Source organism: Shewanella sp. AC91-MNA-CIBAN-0169, assembly GCF_040310165.1.
Classification (GTDB): Bacteria; Pseudomonadota; Gammaproteobacteria; order Enterobacterales; family Shewanellaceae; genus Shewanella.
Genome location: NZ_JBEOPM010000001.1, coordinates 554,031 through 573,407, shown reverse-complemented (window position 1 = coordinate 573,407; position 19,377 = coordinate 554,031). Strand labels below are relative to the sequence as shown.

Here is a 19,377-nt window from a genome sequence, read left to right as displayed (position 1 = left end):
GGTGCGCGTGGGAGGAGTCGAACCTCCGACCGCCTGGTTCGTAGCCAGGTACTCTATCCAGCTGAGCTACACGCGCATAAATTGGGTTTTTAGTGAAACATGAAATGGTGCGCGTGGGAGGAGTCGAACCTCCGACCGCCTGGTTCGTAGCCAGGTACTCTATCCAGCTGAGCTACACGCGCATTCATGTTTAACACTTTAATAGATAATGGTGCGGATGGGAGGAGTCGAACCTCCGACCGCCTGGTTCGTAGCCAGGTACTCTATCCAGCTGAGCTACATCCGCATCGTATATCTATTGTAAGAAATGGCGGAGAAGGAGGGATTCGAACCCTCGATGGGATTTAAAGCCCATACTCCCTTAGCAGGGGAGCGCCTTCGGCCACTCGGCCACCTCTCCGTTTCTTGGCGCACATATTACTGTTTGATGAAAATAAGTCAAACCCTTTTTAGGAAACCTAACTTCATTTGGAGTGTTTTTAAGCACATTGGAGATAATAGACTCAAATCTTGATGAAAACAGTCGTTTTTTGATGAATATTCTTTTTAATTTACAGACATAATCTCATTAAACCTCTGTTCGTCCGACAAGCGTTTTAAGGTTTTTAACCAAAGATATAATTAAACACATCGTTGATTTAAACAACTTAGCCTAGTCATTGGGTAATTTATACTCACTATTACAATTCAACATCATATTAACCAATATCGACAATAGCCGCATAATGCCATTTAGGAAGGTTAATTTGCTATAGCTTGCACGAGATTACGATGGGATTTGTATTGATCAACGATTCCCATTACAACGCTATAATCAAGATGAATTAAGCACATTTAAATAATGACTCGTTAAAAAAATGGTTTGATACCAATTGTTAGCTACAAATAGCATCCAGTGATAATTCAACACGAGTAAAATAAATACGTTAGTCGGATGGTAAATAAATGACGACTCATTTATGGATGCGTTTAACAAACTGAATCAGTGTGTTAAAAAGTGCTTTGTGAGAGCCTCATTCATTCCACTTCAGTCTTGTATCAACTTAAGGGGAAATTGTCCTGCTTACACCAACAACCTTAAATTGGAGCTGTGAGGTACTCTACGCTAGAGCTAATGTAACCTCAACGCAGAATAACAGATGGGTAAATTGATAAACGTAGAATGTTTACTGGTCACTCATATTTAAATTGACTCGTTATTATTTGAATTTGGTTCTAAATTTAGCTCTGTATTTGGGTTAACCCAGCGAAATGACACGTAACTAGCGGGTCTTTTAATTGAAGCAATCGCATAAACAAAGGACAGTTTGATGACAGTGAAAATTCCGAGCAGAGGTTAACGAATAAGGGCTGATTAAACTAAAGCGGTAATGCCACTGCAATACAAAAACAAAAAAGCCAGCAAATGCTGGCTTTAATGATATCGACATCATCTGTCGAAATTAGTAATTACCACCTTCAGAAGGGGTACCTGACTTCTCAGACTGAATACGTTGGTAGATCTCTTCACGGTGAACAGATACTTCTTTAGGTGCGTTAACACCAATACGTACCTGATTACCTTTAACACCTAACACAGTAACGGTGACTTCATCACCAATCATTAATGTTTCGCCTACTCGACGAGTCAAAATTAGCATTCGATTGCTCCTTTAAGTTCAATCTGCATAACACGCTTTATCCGTAATATGCGCTCATTATAAGGTCTGCTTTACATAAAATCATAGTATCAATTGGTGAATACATCAGTTTATAAAGCAAATTCTCTTAGGAAATCATAAAACTTGACGATTAGTCGTCTTTTAAAAACGAGATCAACCGTAAATTATTCATATTCACGATATAAGACTCCGTTACTAAACAATCCAATACGGCAAACCAATAACAAAAACGATAGGAATTGAAAACCAATACAACATTAGAGTACTACATATAAGTACAATAATAAGCATTGCCCAACGCTAGCAACCCTTTTAAACGCTTTTACTGTTAGCAAGTTAGTTCACTATGCCAAATCTATTCATAGCACTCAAGTCATAAAGTCGCATATCTTAGACTTTATGACTCAATTGCCAAAAAAACGCTAATCTACAGATTTTATTAACTTAAACGTTCGTTTACCCAGGGCTCTACAAGGGCTAATGCTGCGGCTAGATTCTCAGGTTGAGTACCGCCAGCTTGTGCCATATCAGGACGACCACCGCCCTTACCGCCAACATGCTGTGCAACCATTGCGACTAACTCACCCGCTTTGACCTTCTTGGTTAAATCGTTGCTGACTCCAGCAATTAAATTAACTTTACCGTCTTTAGCAGTACCTAGCACAATAATCGCAGACTTTAGCTTTTGCTTCAGCTCATCCTGTAAACCACGTAGTGAACCTGGGTCAATACCATCAAGTTGTTTAACTAAAAGTTTAACGCCATTGATTTCTACTGCATCACCGGCAATATCAGCACTGGCCGCAGCAGCTAACTTATCTTTTAATTGAGATAAATCTTTTTCTAATTGCTTCACTTTATCTAGCTGAGCTTTTAACTTAGCGACTACCGAAGCACTATCTGATTTTAGTAGTTGTGCAGCCTCATCTAACATGGCTTGTTGATCAGCAATATAAGCCATTGCAGCAATACCTGTTACAGCTTCAATACGACGCACACCTGCAGCAATACCATTCTCAGAAGTGATTTTAAATAAACCGATATCTCCAGTGCGGCCAACATGAGTACCACCACACAATTCGATAGAGAAATCACCCATAGTGACAACACGTACTTGGTCATCGTATTTCTCACCAAATAGTGCCATTGCACCTTTTTCTTTGGCTTCATCAATTCCCATTTCAGTGGTACAAAGTTCATGGTTACGACGAATTTGGGTATTAACTAAATCTTCGACAGCCTTCAATTCTGATGGCTTAACCGCTTCAAAATGAGCAAAGTCAAAACGTAAACGTTCAGGATTAACGAGTGAACCTTTTTGAGACACATGTGAGCCTAACTCTTGACGCAATGCAGCATGCAATAGGTGAGTAACAGAATGATTTAATTGTGTACGATGACGTAAGTTTTTATCCACTTGTGCGGTTAACTGCTGGCCTATGACTAACTGACCTTGAGCTAATTGACCTTGGTGACCGATAGCTGGACCAAACTTTTGAGTATCGGCAACGGCAAATACTACGCCTTCTGCTGTCAACTGGCCTTTATCACCAACCTGTCCACCAGATTCAGCATAAAATGGTGTATTGTCTAATACTACGACAGCATCCTGACCCGCTATCACGGTATCAACCGCTTTACCGTCAACATATAAAGCAATCACGTTTGGCTGACCAGTTAACTCGGTATAACCGCTAAATGAGGTTTCTGCATCGATAATTAATTGGCTATTATAATCAGCGCCAAAGTTGCCTGCTGCTTGTGCACGGCTTCTTTGTTCAGCCATTGCTGACTCAAAGCCAGCTTCATCAACGTTAATATCACGTTCACGACAAACATCTGCAGTTAAATCGACAGGAAAACCATAGGTGTCATACAATTTAAATAAGGTGTCGCCGTCTAAAGTATCACCTTGCAAGCTATTCAACGCGCCGTCTAAAATAACTAAACCGCGCTCAAGAGTGCGAGCAAACTGCTCTTCTTCCGCTTTTAAGGCTTTTTCAACAATAGCTTGAGTTTGTTTTAAACCAATGGCGGCATCGCCCATTACGCTTATAAGCGTTGGCACAAGTTTGTAGAAGAATGCGTCATTAGCACCCAGCTTGTTACCATGACGGACTGCACGACGAATAATACGACGCAACACATAACCACGACCTTCATTTGATGGCATAACACCATCAGCAATTAAAAATGCACATGAACGAATATGGTCAGCAATAACACGCAGAGATTTATTTTCTAAATCGGTTACACCGATAATTTCAGCTGTTTTGGCAATAAGTTGTTTAAAAATATCGATTTCGTAGTTTGAATGCACGCCTTGCATAATCGCAGCAATACGCTCAATACCCATACCAGTATCAACAGAAGGTTTTGGCAATGGCAACATTTCACCGTCGGCCTGACGGTTGTACTGCATAAATACAATGTTCCAAATTTCAATAAAGCGGTCACCGTCTTCTTCAGGCGTGCCAGGACGGCCACCCCAAATATGATCACCATGATCGTAGAAAATTTCACTACAAGGACCACAAGGACCAGTGTCACCCATCTGCCAGAAGTTATCTGACGCAAAAGCCCCACCTTTGTTATCACCTATGCGGATCATATTTTCCGCTGGCACGCCTATTTTTTGAGTCCAAAGATCATATGCTTCATCATCGGTTTCATAAATAGTGACACATAAGCGTTCTTTTGGCAGTTTGAGTGTTTCGGTTAGGAAGGTCCATGCAAAACGAATTGCATCTTCTTTGAAATAATCGCCGAAACTAAAGTTGCCTAACATTTCAAAAAAAGTATGGTGACGAGCGGTATAACCCACGTTATCTAAATCGTTATGTTTGCCACCTGCGCGCACACAACGTTGTGAAGTTGTCGCTCGGGTGTAATTGCGTTTATCCATGCCGAGGAACACATCTTTAAACTGGTTCATACCCGCATTGGTGAATAACAGTGTTGGGTCATTTGTGGGAACAAGCGAGCTGCTATCAACAACCTGATGTCCGTTATCTTCAAAGTACTTTAAAAAAGCACTTCTTAACTCTGCTGTAGTCTGAAACATGAAATGGCCCTGAATATAGAAAATACGAAAGTAACGAGCTTGGCATGCAAGCCTGTAAATGTAAGCATTATATACTGAATTTACGTCAACATGCGAGATGAGTGGCTCGATTATCCTCTGAGCATAAACCGATAATAATAGTTATTGATAAGCGATCTCACCGACTAAGGTTAACTAAGCTCAACTCGAGCTAATAAACACATCCCGAACAGCCCGTTACCCAACTAACGACGTTAAATTAAAAGGCAATTGGCTCGTTGCTGGCGGCAAGACTGCCTTGTGAGTAAGCAAATGGTCAGCTTGAGATTGCAGATTAATAACAAACCTTTGTTGTCGAGTGTTCGGTCTGTTATCCACATTTGAAGTGAGCTAAATACCGTCTAATTTAACCAGATAAACCTCCGCTATCACGATAAAAAGAGCGTGGTTAGGAGTAACACATTAGCTTTTAAACCAATTGAAGAAGGTAACTGCAGAACTAATATATTTTTTGGCAAATAGTGTGATTTAAAATGCTAAATAATTCAGAACTAAATCATTAAAAGTATGGGCATTAAAGCTATGTGGGATTATTCAAAGTAACGCAGAGTAGCGGATATGACTCAATAACCCTGAGATTGACAATAATCGAGTACTAGAGATTTTTCACATATCAACGTTTTTAACGTTGCAGTTTTTAACGTTGCAGTTTTTAACGTTGCAGTTTTTAGCGTTATCGTTTTTAGGGTATAACAACAGGGGCTTTTAGCGAGGGAATATTCGCGGCGCGCAAGATGCGCTACCGCGATAGATGTAACTGACTGACTAGCTTAGAATACTTCACCCGTTTCAAGGTCAATATTCTCATCACTTTCTGTTTTAGAATCTGATGCATTAGCACCACCATTCAATAACATCGCACGTAAAGTGGTATTAATTTCACTGGCAATGACGGGGTTTTCAGTCAAGAATTTGCCTGCGTTAGCACGGCCTTGACCAATTTTCTCGCCTTTGTAGCTATACCAAGCACCCGCTTTATCAACTAACTTGTGCGCAACGCCTAGATCGACTAATTCACCAGTACGGTTAATACCTTGTCCATAAAGGATTTGGAATTCAGCTTGCTTAAATGGAGCCGCAATTTTGTTTTTAACCACTTTAACGCGGGTTTCATTACCGACAACTTCGTCGCCGTCTTTAATGGCACCGGTACGACGAATATCTAAACGTACTGAAGCGTAGAACTTTAGTGCATTACCACCGGTAGTTGTTTCTGGGCTACCAAACATCACACCAATTTTCATACGAATTTGGTTAATAAAAATAAGCAAAGTATTTGATTGCTTAAGATTACCAGCCAGCTTACGCATAGCTTGGCTCATCATACGAGCGGCAAGGCCCATATGTGAATCACCAATTTCACCTTCAATTTCAGCTTTTGGCGTTAACGCTGCAACAGAATCGACCACAATAACGTCTACAGCACCAGAACGAGTTAACGCATCACAAATTTCTAACGCTTGTTCGCCTGTATCTGGCTGTGAACAAAGTAAGTTATCAATATCTACGCCTAACTTTTTCGCATAAATTGGGTCAAGAGCATGTTCAGCATCAATAAACGCACAAGTTTTACCTTCGCGTTGCGCTGCGGCAATCACTTCAAGAGTTAACGTCGTTTTACCTGATGATTCTGGACCGTAAATTTCAACGATACGTCCCATTGGTAAACCGCCCGCACCGAGTGCGATATCCAATGAAAGCGAACCGGTAGAGATAGTTTCAACATCCATTGTGCGATCTTCGCCCAACTTCATAATTGAGCCTTTACCAAATTGCTTTTCAATTTGGCTTAAAACGGCGGCTAGTGCTTTCTCTTTATTTGGATCAACCTTCATTATAAAACCCTCTTAAGGCATTCAATACGTTTAGTAAAATGCTATTTCGACTTAGGTGAAGTGACGTGAATCATTTCAATATGTTCATCAGTATACTGTATAGTCATACAGTATCAAGTGCTGAGCTGATTTTTTTTTAAACCTTTGAGAATTGATCATTTACATCAATATTTTATCCTCATAAAATTTTTTGTTTGAATCTATTTATACGCTGGGGGCAAATATTGTTAAGATTAGCCCCATAAGATTTACGTCCTACGATTGATTAATAGTGAAGTGTTCATAATGACAGTGATTGATACCAGCGATTTAGAAAAACACACCCCGATGATGCGCCAGTATTTGGGCTTAAAAGCGGCCCATCCTGATATGTTATTGTTTTATCGAATGGGTGATTTTTATGAGCTGTTTTACGATGATGCTAAACGCGCTTCTGAAATGTTGGGTATTTCACTGACGGCTCGTGGAAAAAGCGGCGGTGACCCGATTCCCATGGCAGGCATTCCATATCACGCTGTCGAAGGCTATTTAGCAAAATTAGTTAATATTGGTCAGTCTGTAGCCATTTGTGAGCAAATTGGTGATCCTGCCACATCAAAAGGCCCTGTTGAGCGCCAAGTGGTGCGCATTGTTACCCCTGGCACCTTAACTGACGAAGCTCTACTGCAAGAAAAACAAGACAATTTATTGGCAGCACTGTATCAGGGTAAAAGCGGTTTTGGTTACGCGACTTTAGACATTTCGTCTGGTCGTTTTGTTGTTGCAGAATTACCCACTCGTGAAGCTTTAGAAGCCGAATTACAGCGGACTAATCCAGCAGAGTTACTTTACAGTGAAGATTTTGCTGACATGTTATTAATCAATAACATGAAAGGCATCCGTCGTCGCCCAGAGTGGGAGTTTGATTACGACACGTGTATTAATTTACTGCTCAATCAATTTGGCACCAAAGATTTGCACGGTTTTGGTATTACTGATGCACGATTGGCGTTACAAGCTGCAGGTTGTTTAATGCAGTATGTAAAAGATACCCAAAAGATGGCGTTACCACATATCAACTCGATTGTGCGCTTTAATCAATCTGAATCTATTATTTTAGATGCCGCAACTAGACGTAATTTAGAGTTAACTCAAAATTTATCTGGCGGGCGAGAAAATACCCTCTCATGGGTATTAGATAATACCGCAACCCCTATGGGTAGCCGTATGTTACAACGCTGGATCCATGAACCATTACGCAATCGTCAAACTATTCAATATCGTCATAGCGCAGTCAGTGAACTCATTGAACAAGACTTATATCAAACCTTACATGAGCAACTAAAAAGCTTAGGTGATATCGAACGTATTATGGCTCGTTTAGCACTACGCAGTGCCAGACCACGTGACTTTTCACGTTTAAAGCAAGCACTAACGCTTCTGCCTGAAATCCAGCAAACATTAGCAACATGCCAACAACCTCGATTAAATACGTTAGTGCAATTACTGGGTGAATTCCCTGAACAACATGATTTATTAGAACGCGCTATTGTAGACAACCCTCCCATGTTAATTCGTGATGGTGGCGTTATCCGTACTGGCTATAATAATGAGTTAGATGAATGGCGTAAGTTGAGTGAAGGCGCCAGTGATTATTTAGTCGAACTTGAAGCTCGTGAGAAACAACAAACGGGGATTAACACCTTAAAAGTCGGCTATAACCGGGTTCATGGTTACTATATTGAAGTTAGCCGTTTACAGTCAGATAGAGTGCCACTGAGCTATCAGCGTCGTCAAACACTCAAAGGCACCGAACGATATATCACCCCAGAATTGAAAGAATACGAAGAGAAAGTACTTTCAAGCCAAGGCAAAGCACTCGCGCTTGAAAAACAACTGTGGGAACAACTGTTTGACTTATTGTTACCTAAATTACAAGAATTACAGCAGTTTGCAACGGCTGCTGCCGAGTTAGATATATTAAGTAACTTTGCCGAACGAGCACAATTATTTAATTATCAATGCCCACAAATGACCCACGATATTGGTATTAATATTGAAGCGGGCCGCCATCCAGTCGTTGAACGAGTTAGCCAAGCAGCATTTATTGCTAATCCGGTAGCGTTAACACCACAGCGCCAAATGCTTATTGTCACAGGCCCGAATATGGGCGGTAAATCTACCTATATGCGTCAAGTTGCATTGATTACATTGATGGCACATATCGGCTGTTTCGTTCCAGCAGACCATGCTCAAATTGGTGAAATCGACCGGATTTTCACCCGTATTGGTGCATCAGATGATTTGGCATCGGGCCGATCAACCTTCATGGTTGAAATGACCGAAACGGCTAATATTTTACATAATGCTACTGCAAACAGTTTAGTGTTGATGGACGAAATAGGTCGCGGCACCTCGACTTATGATGGTTTAGCGCTCGCTTGGTCTGCTGCTGAATATCTAGCCAAAAACGTCAGTGCACTGACATTATTTGCTACTCATTATTTTGAGTTAACCCAATTACCCGAGCTGTTACCGTCAGTCATTAATGTTCACTTAGATGCAATAGAACACGACGACACAATTGCCTTTATGCATTCGGTACAAGAAGGTGCGGCAAGTAAAAGTTATGGCCTACAAGTTGCGGCCCTAGCGGGTGTGCCGGCAGCAGTCATTAAAGCGGCAAAACATAAGCTTCATCAACTAGAAAACCGAGATATGACATTATCTCAACAGAACCCAACTCAAGTGAGTATGAACTTATTACCTCCAATACCAGAGACGTCACCCGTGTTGGAAAAGTTAGCCCAAATTAATCCAGACGAGTTGACACCTAAACAGGCGTTAGATTATTTATATGAGTTGAAGCGATTAAGTCACACGAACACCGAGCACCGAAATTAACTGACCAAGTGAATTTTTGAACTGTGGAAGCCTGCAAAGGCTTCCATTTCAATGACGTATTAGGTGTGACATCGAACAAGTAACAACTTTCAAAATACGTTGAAATGAACTAATAGCATTAAAACACCAGCAGTAATATCTAGGTTATATCTTCAAATTGCCACTACACAACACTTAAATTAAGTTGGCGATTAGTAGGATAAACCTAAGCGCATGAGCAAAATTAAAATGCTCATATAGGTTTTAACCCTAATATCGCAATACCTTAATTGACCTTATTGACACATTAATGATGACATATCATTTGTGTGTTGGTGATAGTCAACCGCTTAATATTCACAATATACTTCCACTATCCATTAGTCTCTGAATAATGCTTCGACTGACAGTCCTTGCGACCCTAGTAAGTCTTTTAAGCGTTTAAGCGCTTCGACTTGAATTTGACGTACACGCTCACGTGTTAAACCAATTTCGGCACCGACATTCTCTAATGTTGAAGGTTCATATCCGAGTAAACCAAAACGTCTTGCTAACACTTCGCGTTGTTTAGTATTTAATTCGTTTAACCAGCCTACTATCGAATTAGATAAATCTTCATTTTGTACCCGATAATCAGGGCCAACGGAATCATCATCAGCAATAACATCTAATAATGCCTTCTCATTATCGCCACTCAGAGGCGAGTCTACCGAAGTAATTCTTTCGTTTAACTTCAGCATACGGCTAACATCACCGGTCGACACATCTAACTTTTCGGCGATCTCTTCTGCGGTCGGTTCGTGATCAAGTTTTTGGGCAAGCTGTCTTGCTGTACGCAAGTACACATTTAATTCTTTTACAATATGAATTGGTAGACGGATAGTGCGAGTCTGGTTCATGATCGCCCGTTCAATGGTTTGTCTGATCCACCACGTTGCATAAGTGGAAAAACGGAAACCACGCTCAGGATCAAACTTTTCAACCGCTCGAATTAAGCCTAAATTGCCTTCTTCGATCAGATCGAGCAGCGCTAAACCACGATTGTTATATCTTCTGGAAATTTTAACAACAAGACGGAGGTTGCTTTCTATCATGCGGTTGCGAGACTTTTCGCAGCCTTTGAGGGATTTACGTGAAAAAAACACTTCTTCCTCTGCTGTCAGTAGCGGAGAAAAACCTATTTCACCTAAATATAATTGAGTAGCGTCTAAATTTTTTTGTAAGTCATCTTGGACTTTTTCTTCAATATCAAGTTGTTGCACCAAATCGCGTTTACCGGTTGCAACTTCTGGTGGTTGTTTAGCTAGATCGACAAGATATTCTGCTGAAGCAGTATTATTTTTGCGGCTCATAATTGCTCTCCCAAACCTAATTTGTGGTATTTAATCTACTTCACTTGCTTATCCTCCGTTATTTATGTTGCTAAACAATTACTGTTTAGGTAGATATCGTAATGGGTTGACAGACTTACCATGAAATCGTACTTCAAAGTGAAGCATAACTTGGTGTGTCCCGGTACTGCCCATTTTTGCAACTGTTTGTCCTGCACTCACATATTGCTTTTCTTTAACCAATATCGTGTCGGCATGCGCATAAGCACTTAAAAAATCATCATTGTGTTTGATAATAACTAAGTTGCCATACCCGCGCAGTGCATTACCGGCATACACGACTCTCCCATCTGCTGCGGCTTTAATAATATCGCCGCGATTACCAGCAATCTTTATACCTTGATTGCCTTGTTCTGATGCCGAAAAATATCCCACTATTCGGCCTCTAACTGGCCAGTGCCATTGCTGAACTTGCTGTGGCAAATTAGCGACAGAACCACTCGCACTTTGGTTAATTGTTTGTTGGGTAGTTGTTACAGAATACGCAGGCTTCACTTTGTGATCAAGATCTTTTTTCGTTCTGACTGAAACGACTACTGGGACTGGGTTTGGCGCAACCGTAGGTTTGATTGTTTTTAATATAGAACTATTCGAACTCGAAATATAGGGTTTAGTAACGGCTTGGGTTTGTACTGAATTGACAGAAGGTTGGGATGCTCGAGCAGGTGCCGATTGACTATTATTTGTAGTGGCTAAATTAAGCGTTTGCCCAGGATAAATAGTATAAGGAGCCGATAAACGATTCAAACGGGCAACTTCGACAAAATTACGTCCAGCCCCCCAAGCTATTGAATAAAGTGTGTCACCTTTCTGTACTTTATATTTATCGGTTTTTAATGAGCCTTTATGATACCGAGGACCATGATTTTTTGACGATAAGCTGTCTACCGGTGCGGGACGATCAGCTTGAAAGCTGCATCCAGTGAGCATGATTGCTAAGACCACAAAGTTGGGCCAACCGGTATTCATCAAACAAAGTCCTTAACGGGGAAATAGGTGATTGTTAAGCTAAATAAGCTTACTCCAAACGAAAATATCAATAATGGATAAAAATCATTTGTATCGTGTTAACTAAGCCAAATCTCCATTAATGAGAGGAACAAATTTAACGGCCTCTATTATCTCAGATTTGAATGTCTGTCCGATGCGGGTAATTTTGAGTAATTGCTGGGTGTCTTCTCCTACCGGAATAATCAATACTCCATGTTCGGATAATTGTTCAAGCAATGCTTGAGGTACTGTCGCAGCAGCAGCGGTAACCATTATGCCATCAAATGGTCCACGGTTTGACCACCCTTGCCAACCATCACCATATTTGAATGCGACATTATGTAAATCTAGACGTTTTAGTCTTTGACGAGCTTGTATTTGTAATGCTTTTATACGCTCAATTGTGAATAACTCTGGAATTAACGATGCTAAAACAGCGGCTTGGTAACCTGAACCAGTGCCAATTTCTAACACTTTTTGAGGATTATGTTGCAGCAACAGTTCAGTCATTCGAGCCACAATATAAGGCTGCGAAATTGTCTGTCCCTGCCCGATAGGTAATGCCGTATTCTCATACGCCTTATGAGCTAATGCACCATCAAGGAACAATTCACGTGGTGTTGTTGCTACAGCATGCAATACCGCAGGATGTCGAATCCCTGCCTCGGCCAGCTTTTTGGCCAAATTCATTGCTGATGTAGAAGCTACACGAGTCATATTTTTATTATCCAATCGGCTAATCCATCAAGTTGATTGTATGCCGTTAAGTCTACCGTGAGTGGCGTTATAGATACATATCCCGCAGCTACAGCACCAAAGTCAGTCCCTTCACCGGAATCTTGTTCACTGCCAACAGGACCAAGCCAGTATATATCTTTACCCGCTGGATCTTGGGTTTTTATCATACCTTCGGCTTTATGTCGCGCTCCTAAACGGGTAACTTTAATCCCTTTAATTTGTGCTAAAGGTAAATCTGGAACATTAACATTCAAAATTTGATCACGACTAATAGGATGTTGCAGCAACCCTTTTACAATTTTGGCTGCGTAAACAGCTGCTGTATCGTAATGGATTAATGATTTTCCAACCAGTGACACAGCAATGGCAGGTAAACCTAAAAAACGTCCCTCCATTGCCGCTGCAACAGTGCCTGAATATAAAGTGTCATCCCCCATATTCGCCCCGGCATTAATACCAGAAACGACAATATCAGGTTCGGTTTGACACAATTGCCTAATCGCGAGATGCACACAATCTGTCGGTGTACCATTAACCGAAACATAGCCATTTTCTAAGTTATTAATTCTTAATGGATTAGTCAAGGTTAATGAATTGCTCGCACCAGAGCAATTACGATCCGGTGCGACAGTTAATACTTGCGCAAACTCACTCAATGCGTGGGTTAAAGCAATGATACCGGGGGCTCTTACGCCATCATCATTACTGACTAAAATATTAACCATTAATTAACACTCTTCATTTGTTTGTGCTTGTTGCTCAGCAACCATGACTTTTCGTTGCGACTCTTGGACATCTTGGTAATCAGCGAGCTCGCGTAGCACCGAGGTGGCATAACTCCCTGCAGGTAACACAAATTCAAGTGTGAGCGTATCAGCATCAAACTGCCATTTCATTCCTTGAGGCTCAAGTAATAATGGCCGTCTCTCTTGCGATAAACCCGCTTCTTCGAGTCCCTGTAAATCGGCCGATAATTCAGCTAATGGCGTTAACTCTAAAGCTAATGCCTCACCTTGTGCTAATGGTGTTCCCCGTCCCCAAAGAGGAGCTGAAAGTTGAATATCTTTTTCAGCTAAGCGGCTGTTGAGAACATCATCCCATACTTCGGCGGTAAAATAGCTTTTACTGCCAGCTAACATCACGCAATCGCCAGCGACGGTATCGACCTGATGATTAGCTAAACGAAATGACACTACCTGATTGAATATATTGGAACGCACGGCCGATAAATACATGCTGCGCTTATGGCGATCTTTTATGTTTCGACCACCACTGAGCATTTGTCGACCTAAGATCAGGTTTTTACCATCATGGCCAAAGCGTTGCTCACCAAAATAATTGGGGACACCGAGTTTGGCTATCTGCTGTAAACGAGATTCGACATCGGCAGTATCATTGATATTACGCAATGTCAGTACAAATCGATTTCCAAGTAAGGCGCCAATACGCAATTTTTTACTGTGACGACTGCTCGACAGAATGGTTAATTTATCGTCATTTAGCTCTGTCCACTCTGGCGTTTCTTTACCAGGAATACGTATGCCGAACCATTGTTCAGTAATAGCATTTTTGTCTTTCTGACCGGCATAGGTCACTTCTTTGGGATGCACTTTAGCAAATTTAGCTAATATTTCAGCAACATATACGGTATTCATGCCATTTTTACGTACATGAAGCATATGATGCTCGCCTTCCCCTGTTGGGGTAAAAGGCAAAATTTCTTTAACAATAAAGTCGCTGTTATTGGTACGTAAATCAGCTTGGCTTATTGGTTTACCAAATAGATAATGTAATTCTTTCATGTGACAGAACTCTCTATATTTTGTAGGTTATTGGCTCTTCATCAACACAACAGCTTCAACAGCAATGCCTTCTTTACGTCCAGTAAAACCGAGATTTTCGGTAGTCGTCGCTTTAACATTAATATTATCGATATCTGTTTGTAAGTCAGCACTTAAGCACTGACGTATGGCTTCAATATGGGGTGCCATCTTAGGTGCTTGAGCAATAATGGTGACATCTAGATTACCTAAAACAAACTGCTTTTGCAGTGCAAGTTGATAACAGTGTCTTAATAGCACTCGACTATCGGCACCAGCAAAATTAGCATCAGTATCAGGGAAATGTTTACCTATATCACCTAACGCCATCGCCCCTAATATCGCATCACTAATGGCATGCAGTACAACATCACCGTCAGAATGGGCAATCAGTCCACAGTCATAAGGAACAGTAACACCACCTAAAATCAATGGGCTATCACCGCCAAATTTATGTACATCAAAACCATGACCGATACGAATATTCATTTAAAAACCTTATCTTAACTTGCTTTGAACTAATATTAACGAGTGTGGTTATTTCAGTTAATTATTGTTGCGCCAGAAACAGAGTTGCCAACTGTAAATCATCTGGATGAGTCACTTTGATATTATCCATTCGGCCATTAACCAATCCCGGCATAATACCAGCCCATTCCATGGCACTGGCTTCATCAGTAATAGGTACCTGCGCCGCTAATGCTGCCGATAAGTGGGTTCGTAAAATCGAGACCGGGAAATACTGCGGCGTTAATGCATGCCATAGCAACGAGCGGTCGACAGTATGAACAATATGACCACTGGCGTTACTGCGCTTCATGGTGTCGCGAACGGGTGCAGCAAGAATGGCACCCTGAGGATGAATAGCTACCGACTCAATCAATTGGGTAATATCTTGGTGGGTTACACAAGGTCTTGCCGCGTCATGAACAAGAGCCCACGCATCTGGATTATGACTATGCGCATAGTCTAACGCAGCTAAAACAGAATCAGCACGCTCTCCACCACCAACAACTTGGGTTAACTTAGGATGTTTAGATTGTGGCAATTGGCTAAAATAATTATCTTGTGGATGCAATGCAACAATAACCTGAGCTATATCAGGGTGAGCTAACAATGTATCTAATGTATGGCCGAGAATGCTTTGTTGGCCAAGCATTAAATATTGCTTAGGTTTGTCAGCCCCCATGCGACTGCCAACACCTGCAGCAGGCACAATTGCAATAATGGAACGAGGATTGTTTGACATATATGCAGTACCAATATTTAAAGTAATATGACTGAGGGTTAAACCTGCTGTGCAACCTGCGTTAACGATTAAATGGGTTCCGTTCACGTAGTTCGCTACCCACGACCCGATAAAACGTTTCGCCGTCTTTCACCATACCTAATTCGTTACGGGCACGTTCTTCAATGGCTTCTGTGCCACTTTTCAAATCGATAATTTCTTCTTTAAGAATTTGATTTCGAGCGACAAGCTTGCCATTACTTTGTTCTTGGCCTGCTATTTGGGTTTGCAATAAGACATATTCTGACAAATTGTTATCGCCCAACCAAAGCCGGTACTGTAAAAGTGACAATAAACAAATCAGTAAAAATATTAGTTGCTTCATAATATTAACTTATGTCGAAGTAATCCTTAGAAAATATGTCCGTTATAGTACAACAAAAAAGGCCACCGAGTGGTGGCCTTTTTAAGCTAAAGCAAAAATATTATCCTTGGCCTTTCACTTCTTTAAGACCGTTGTATGGTGCTTTTGAACCTAGAGCTTCTTCGATACGTAGCAATTGGTTATATTTGGCAACACGGTCACTACGACTTAGTGAACCCGTTTTGATTTGGCCAGCCGCGGTACCAACAGCTAAATCAGCAATCGTTGAATCTTCTGTCTCGCCACTACGATGAGAGATAACAACAGTAAAGCCTGCATCTTTAGCCATTTTAATTGCAGCCAATGTTTCGGTTAAGGTACCGATTTGGTTGAATTTAATTAAAATAGAGTTAGCGATGCCGTTGTCGATACCACGCTTAAGGATTTTAGTGTTTGTTACGAATAGATCATCACCCACTAATTGGATTTTATCGCCCATTAGTTTAGTTTGGTGAGCAAAACCATCCCAGTCAGACTCGTCCAGACCATCTTCGATAGAAACGATTGGGTAGCGTTCAGTAAGACCTTGTAAGAAGAAGTTAAATTCTTCAGAAGTAAACTTCTTGCCTTCACCTTTAAGATCGTAGATGTTGGCTTCTTTGTCGTAAAATTCAGAAGCAGCACAATCCATCGCTAACGTGATGTCTTTACCTAGCTCGTAACCGGCGTTGGCAACAGCAACTTTGATTGCAGCAAGTGCAGCTTCGTTAGATGCTAAGTTTGGAGCAAAACCACCTTCATCACCAACCGCAGTTGAGTGACCGTCAGCTTTAAGTACTTTAGCAAGGCTGTGGAATACTTCCGCGCCCATACGTAGGCCTTCACGGAAAGTTTTAGCGCCAACAGGTTGGATCATAAACTCTTGAATATCAACGCTGTTATCGGCGTGCTCGCCACCATTGATGATGTTCATCATTGGAAGAGGCATAGAGTAAACACCTGGTGTACCGTTTAGATCAGCAATGTGAGCATATAAAGGGACGTGTTTAGCCGCAGCGGCAGCTTTTGCAACTGCTAGAGAAACAGCAAGAATGGCGTTAGCGCCAAATTTTGCTTTATTTTCGGTACCGTCTAAGTCAATCATGATTTGGTCAAGTTCAGCTTGAGCCAATGCATCTTTACCTTTTAGTGCTTCAGCAATTGGGCCATTAACAGCAGCAACCGCGTTAAGAACACCTTTACCTAAGTAACGTGCTTTGTCGCCGTCACGCAGTTCTAATGCTTCGCGACTACCGGTTGATGCGCCAGATGGTGCCGCAGCCATACCAATAAAACCGCCTTCTAAATGCACTTCTGCTTCTACAGTTGGGTTACCGCGCGAATCCATAATCTCGCGACCAATCACTTTAATGATGTTAGCCATAATTCCCTCGTACTTTGTGTAAGTAAATTAAAAAATTAAAAGAAATAAAAAGTTAATACCAATAAAAATACATAACAGACTTAAAAAAGCAGATTTATTGGTATATAACTTTCAGTTTAGTAATTTTAAATCGGTTAGTGCTTAGGATAAATCGAATTAGACTTTGCATCAACTTAGTTTTCACTGCAGTTACACGCCATCAATGCGATTATATGATCTAACGCAAGTATCTTGAATAAAAAAGCCGCTAATGGATACATTAGCGGCTGATTCATTAATCGATATCGCGTTTTTGATACGCATAAGAAGCGGCTATGAACCCTTCAAATAATGCATGACCGTCGCGCGGTGTTGAGGTGAATTCCGGGTGGAATTGACTCGCAACGAACCATGGGTGATTAGGCAATTCAATCATCTCAATCAGTTTACGATCAGATGATAAACCACTAAACACTAAGCCGGCCTTTTCTAGGCGATCGATGTAGTTGTTATTCACTTCGTAACGGTGACGATGACGTTCAACACAGGTTGCAGAATCATAGGCTAATGCCGCTTTTGTGCCTTCTTTTAAATGACATAGCTGAGCGCCTAAACGCATAGTGCCACCTAAATCTGAAGACTCATGACGCGTTTCGACATCCCCTTCTTCATTAATCCACTCAGTAATTAAACCCACTACCGGATAAGGTGTCTGTGGATTAAACTCAGTTGAGTGCGCACCTTCTAAACCTGCTACATGGCGAGCAAATTCAATTAATGCTACTTGCATACCTAAACAGATACCAAAGTACGGAAGATTGTTTTCACGAGCAAATTTGGCAGCAAAAATCTTGCCTTCTACGCCACGTTCGCCAAAGCCGCCTGGTACTAAAATACCGTCTAGACCTTGCAACACTTCTTCGCCTTTAGCTTCAACTGTTTGTGAATCAATGTACTTAATGTTCACTGTTACACGGTTTTTTAAGCCTGCATGCTTTAATGCTTCATTCACCGACTTGTATGCATCAGGGAGTTCAATGTACTTACCTACCATACCAATAGTGACTTCACCATTTGGATTGGCTTCTTGATAAATAACGTTTTCCCACTCAGACAAATCAGCTTCGTTACACGCTAAATTAAAACGTTTGATGACTAAATCATCTAATCCTTGCGAGCGTAATAACGCTGGGATTTTGTAGATGCTATCAACGTCTTTTAATGAAATAACCGCACGTTCTTCTACGTTGCAGAATAACGAAATTTTAGCTTTTTCATTGGCAGGAATTGCACGGTCGCCACGACAAACCAGTACATCCGGTGCAATACCAATTGAACGCAACTCTTTAACAGAGTGTTGCGTCGGCTTGGTTTTAATTTCGCCTGCAGCGCCTAAGAACGGCACTAAGGTTAAATGCATAAATAGTGTACGTTCGCGTCCTAATTCAGAACCTAATTGACGAATAGATTCAAGAAACGGCAATGATTCAATGTCACCTACCGTGCCACCGATTTCTACAATCGCTACATCATGGCCTTCACCACCAGCTAACACTTTTTCTTTAATCGCGTTAGTAATGTGTGGAATAACCTGAATGGTTGCGCCTAAATAATCACCACGACGTTCTTTACTAATCACTTCTTCGTAAATACGACCAGTAGTAAAGTTATTGCGACGATTCATTTTAGTACGAATGAAACGTTCGTAATGACCTAAATCGAGATCGGTTTCAGCACCATCTTCAGTCACGAAAACTTCACCGTGCTGAGTTGGGCTCATGGTACCCGGATCGACGTTAATATAGGGGTCAAGTTTCATAATGGTTACATTGAGGCCACGCGCCTCTAAAATTGCCGCGAGCGAAGCTGCTGCAATGCCTTTACCTAGTGATGAAACAACGCCACCAGTAACGAAGATATACCTTGTAGTCATGCTGAACCTGAGAAAATGTGTTGGAAAAAACGTGCTTGTAAGAAAGCACT

The 19,377-nt window shown here is 41.2% G+C and carries 14 protein-coding genes and 4 tRNA genes; 1 reads left to right on the top strand and 17 read right to left on the bottom strand.

Annotated features, from left to right (window positions below; all coding sequences use genetic code 11):
* Nucleotides 1-2 precede the first annotated feature (2 nt).
* The 7 genes from AAEY98_RS02425 to recA all read right to left on the bottom strand — a co-directional run bounded on the left by AAEY98_RS02425 (nt 3) and on the right by recA (nt 6,599).
* Nucleotides 3-76 (bottom strand) — tRNA-Arg (locus tag AAEY98_RS02425).
* Nucleotides 77-105: 29 nt separating this feature from the next.
* Nucleotides 106-182: transfer RNA gene (locus tag AAEY98_RS02420), tRNA-Arg, on the bottom strand.
* 27 nt (nt 183-209) lie between these two features.
* Nucleotides 210-286, bottom strand: a tRNA-Arg gene (locus tag AAEY98_RS02415).
* Between the two features lie 22 nt (nt 287-308).
* A tRNA-Ser gene (locus tag AAEY98_RS02410) sits at nt 309-400 on the bottom strand.
* Nucleotides 401-1,442: 1,042 nt separating this feature from the next.
* The gene (gene csrA / locus AAEY98_RS02405) at nt 1,443-1,640 is read right to left on the bottom strand and encodes a carbon storage regulator CsrA (protein ID WP_011636538.1); all 198 of its coding nucleotides are present in this window, start codon (nt 1,638-1,640) and stop codon (nt 1,443-1,445) included.
* A 460-nt stretch (nt 1,641-2,100) separates the two neighbouring features.
* Nucleotides 2,101-4,725, bottom strand: coding sequence for an alanine--tRNA ligase (gene alaS / locus AAEY98_RS02400; RefSeq protein ID WP_351014769.1), 2,625 nt, complete (start codon nt 4,723-4,725; stop codon nt 2,101-2,103).
* Nucleotides 4,726-5,534: 809 nt separating this feature from the next.
* Entirely contained in the window at nt 5,535-6,599 is a 1,065-nt protein-coding gene (gene recA, locus AAEY98_RS02395; protein WP_059746422.1) for a recombinase RecA, read from the bottom strand.
* Between the two features lie 285 nt (nt 6,600-6,884).
* On the opposite strand from recA, the gene mutS reads away from it, so the two are divergent.
* Nucleotides 6,885-9,482 (top strand): DNA mismatch repair protein MutS, encoded by a 2,598-nt coding sequence (gene mutS / locus AAEY98_RS02390; protein ID WP_351014767.1) that lies wholly within the window; start codon nt 6,885-6,887, stop codon nt 9,480-9,482.
* 359 nt (nt 9,483-9,841) lie between these two features.
* Here the strand turns inward: mutS and rpoS are convergent, their stop codons facing one another.
* From rpoS to pyrG, 10 genes are all read right to left on the bottom strand, one after another.
* Nucleotides 9,842-10,813, bottom strand: coding sequence for an RNA polymerase sigma factor RpoS (rpoS, locus tag AAEY98_RS02385; RefSeq protein ID WP_351014765.1), 972 nt, complete (start codon nt 10,811-10,813; stop codon nt 9,842-9,844).
* A gap of 78 nt (nt 10,814-10,891) precedes the next feature.
* Entirely contained in the window at nt 10,892-11,824 is a 933-nt protein-coding gene (locus tag AAEY98_RS02380; protein WP_502959628.1) for a peptidoglycan DD-metalloendopeptidase family protein, read from the bottom strand.
* A 99-nt stretch (nt 11,825-11,923) separates the two neighbouring features.
* On the bottom strand, nt 11,924-12,559 hold the full coding sequence (locus AAEY98_RS02375) for a protein-L-isoaspartate(D-aspartate) O-methyltransferase (RefSeq protein ID WP_101086297.1): 636 nt from the start codon (nt 12,557-12,559) through the stop codon (nt 11,924-11,926).
* A complete protein-coding gene (surE, locus tag AAEY98_RS02370; RefSeq protein WP_351014761.1) occupies nt 12,556-13,305 on the bottom strand; it encodes a 5'/3'-nucleotidase SurE in 750 nt (249 codons plus the stop codon). The genes AAEY98_RS02375 and surE overlap by 4 nt, the downstream gene beginning before the upstream one ends.
* Nucleotides 13,306-13,308: 3 nt before the next feature.
* Nucleotides 13,309-14,382 (bottom strand): tRNA pseudouridine(13) synthase TruD, encoded by a 1,074-nt coding sequence (gene truD / locus AAEY98_RS02365; RefSeq protein ID WP_182743623.1) that lies wholly within the window; start codon nt 14,380-14,382, stop codon nt 13,309-13,311.
* A gap of 27 nt (nt 14,383-14,409) precedes the next feature.
* Nucleotides 14,410-14,889 (bottom strand): 2-C-methyl-D-erythritol 2,4-cyclodiphosphate synthase, encoded by a 480-nt coding sequence (gene ispF / locus AAEY98_RS02360; RefSeq protein ID WP_101085630.1) that lies wholly within the window; start codon nt 14,887-14,889, stop codon nt 14,410-14,412.
* Nucleotides 14,890-14,950: 61 nt separating this feature from the next.
* Nucleotides 14,951-15,649 (bottom strand): 2-C-methyl-D-erythritol 4-phosphate cytidylyltransferase, encoded by a 699-nt coding sequence (gene ispD / locus AAEY98_RS02355; protein WP_162024290.1) that lies wholly within the window; start codon nt 15,647-15,649, stop codon nt 14,951-14,953.
* A 61-nt stretch (nt 15,650-15,710) separates the two neighbouring features.
* The gene (gene ftsB / locus AAEY98_RS02350) at nt 15,711-16,013 is read right to left on the bottom strand and encodes a cell division protein FtsB (RefSeq protein ID WP_101085633.1); all 303 of its coding nucleotides are present in this window, start codon (nt 16,011-16,013) and stop codon (nt 15,711-15,713) included.
* A 100-nt stretch (nt 16,014-16,113) separates the two neighbouring features.
* Nucleotides 16,114-17,415 carry a phosphopyruvate hydratase gene (gene eno, locus AAEY98_RS02345; RefSeq protein WP_351014759.1) on the bottom strand — a complete coding sequence of 434 codons (1,302 nt, stop codon included), beginning with the start codon at nt 17,413-17,415 and terminating at the stop codon, nt 16,114-16,116.
* 274 nt (nt 17,416-17,689) lie between these two features.
* The gene (gene pyrG, locus AAEY98_RS02340) at nt 17,690-19,327 is read right to left on the bottom strand and encodes a CTP synthase (RefSeq protein ID WP_101085637.1); all 1,638 of its coding nucleotides are present in this window, start codon (nt 19,325-19,327) and stop codon (nt 17,690-17,692) included.
* Nucleotides 19,328-19,377 lie beyond the last annotated feature (50 nt).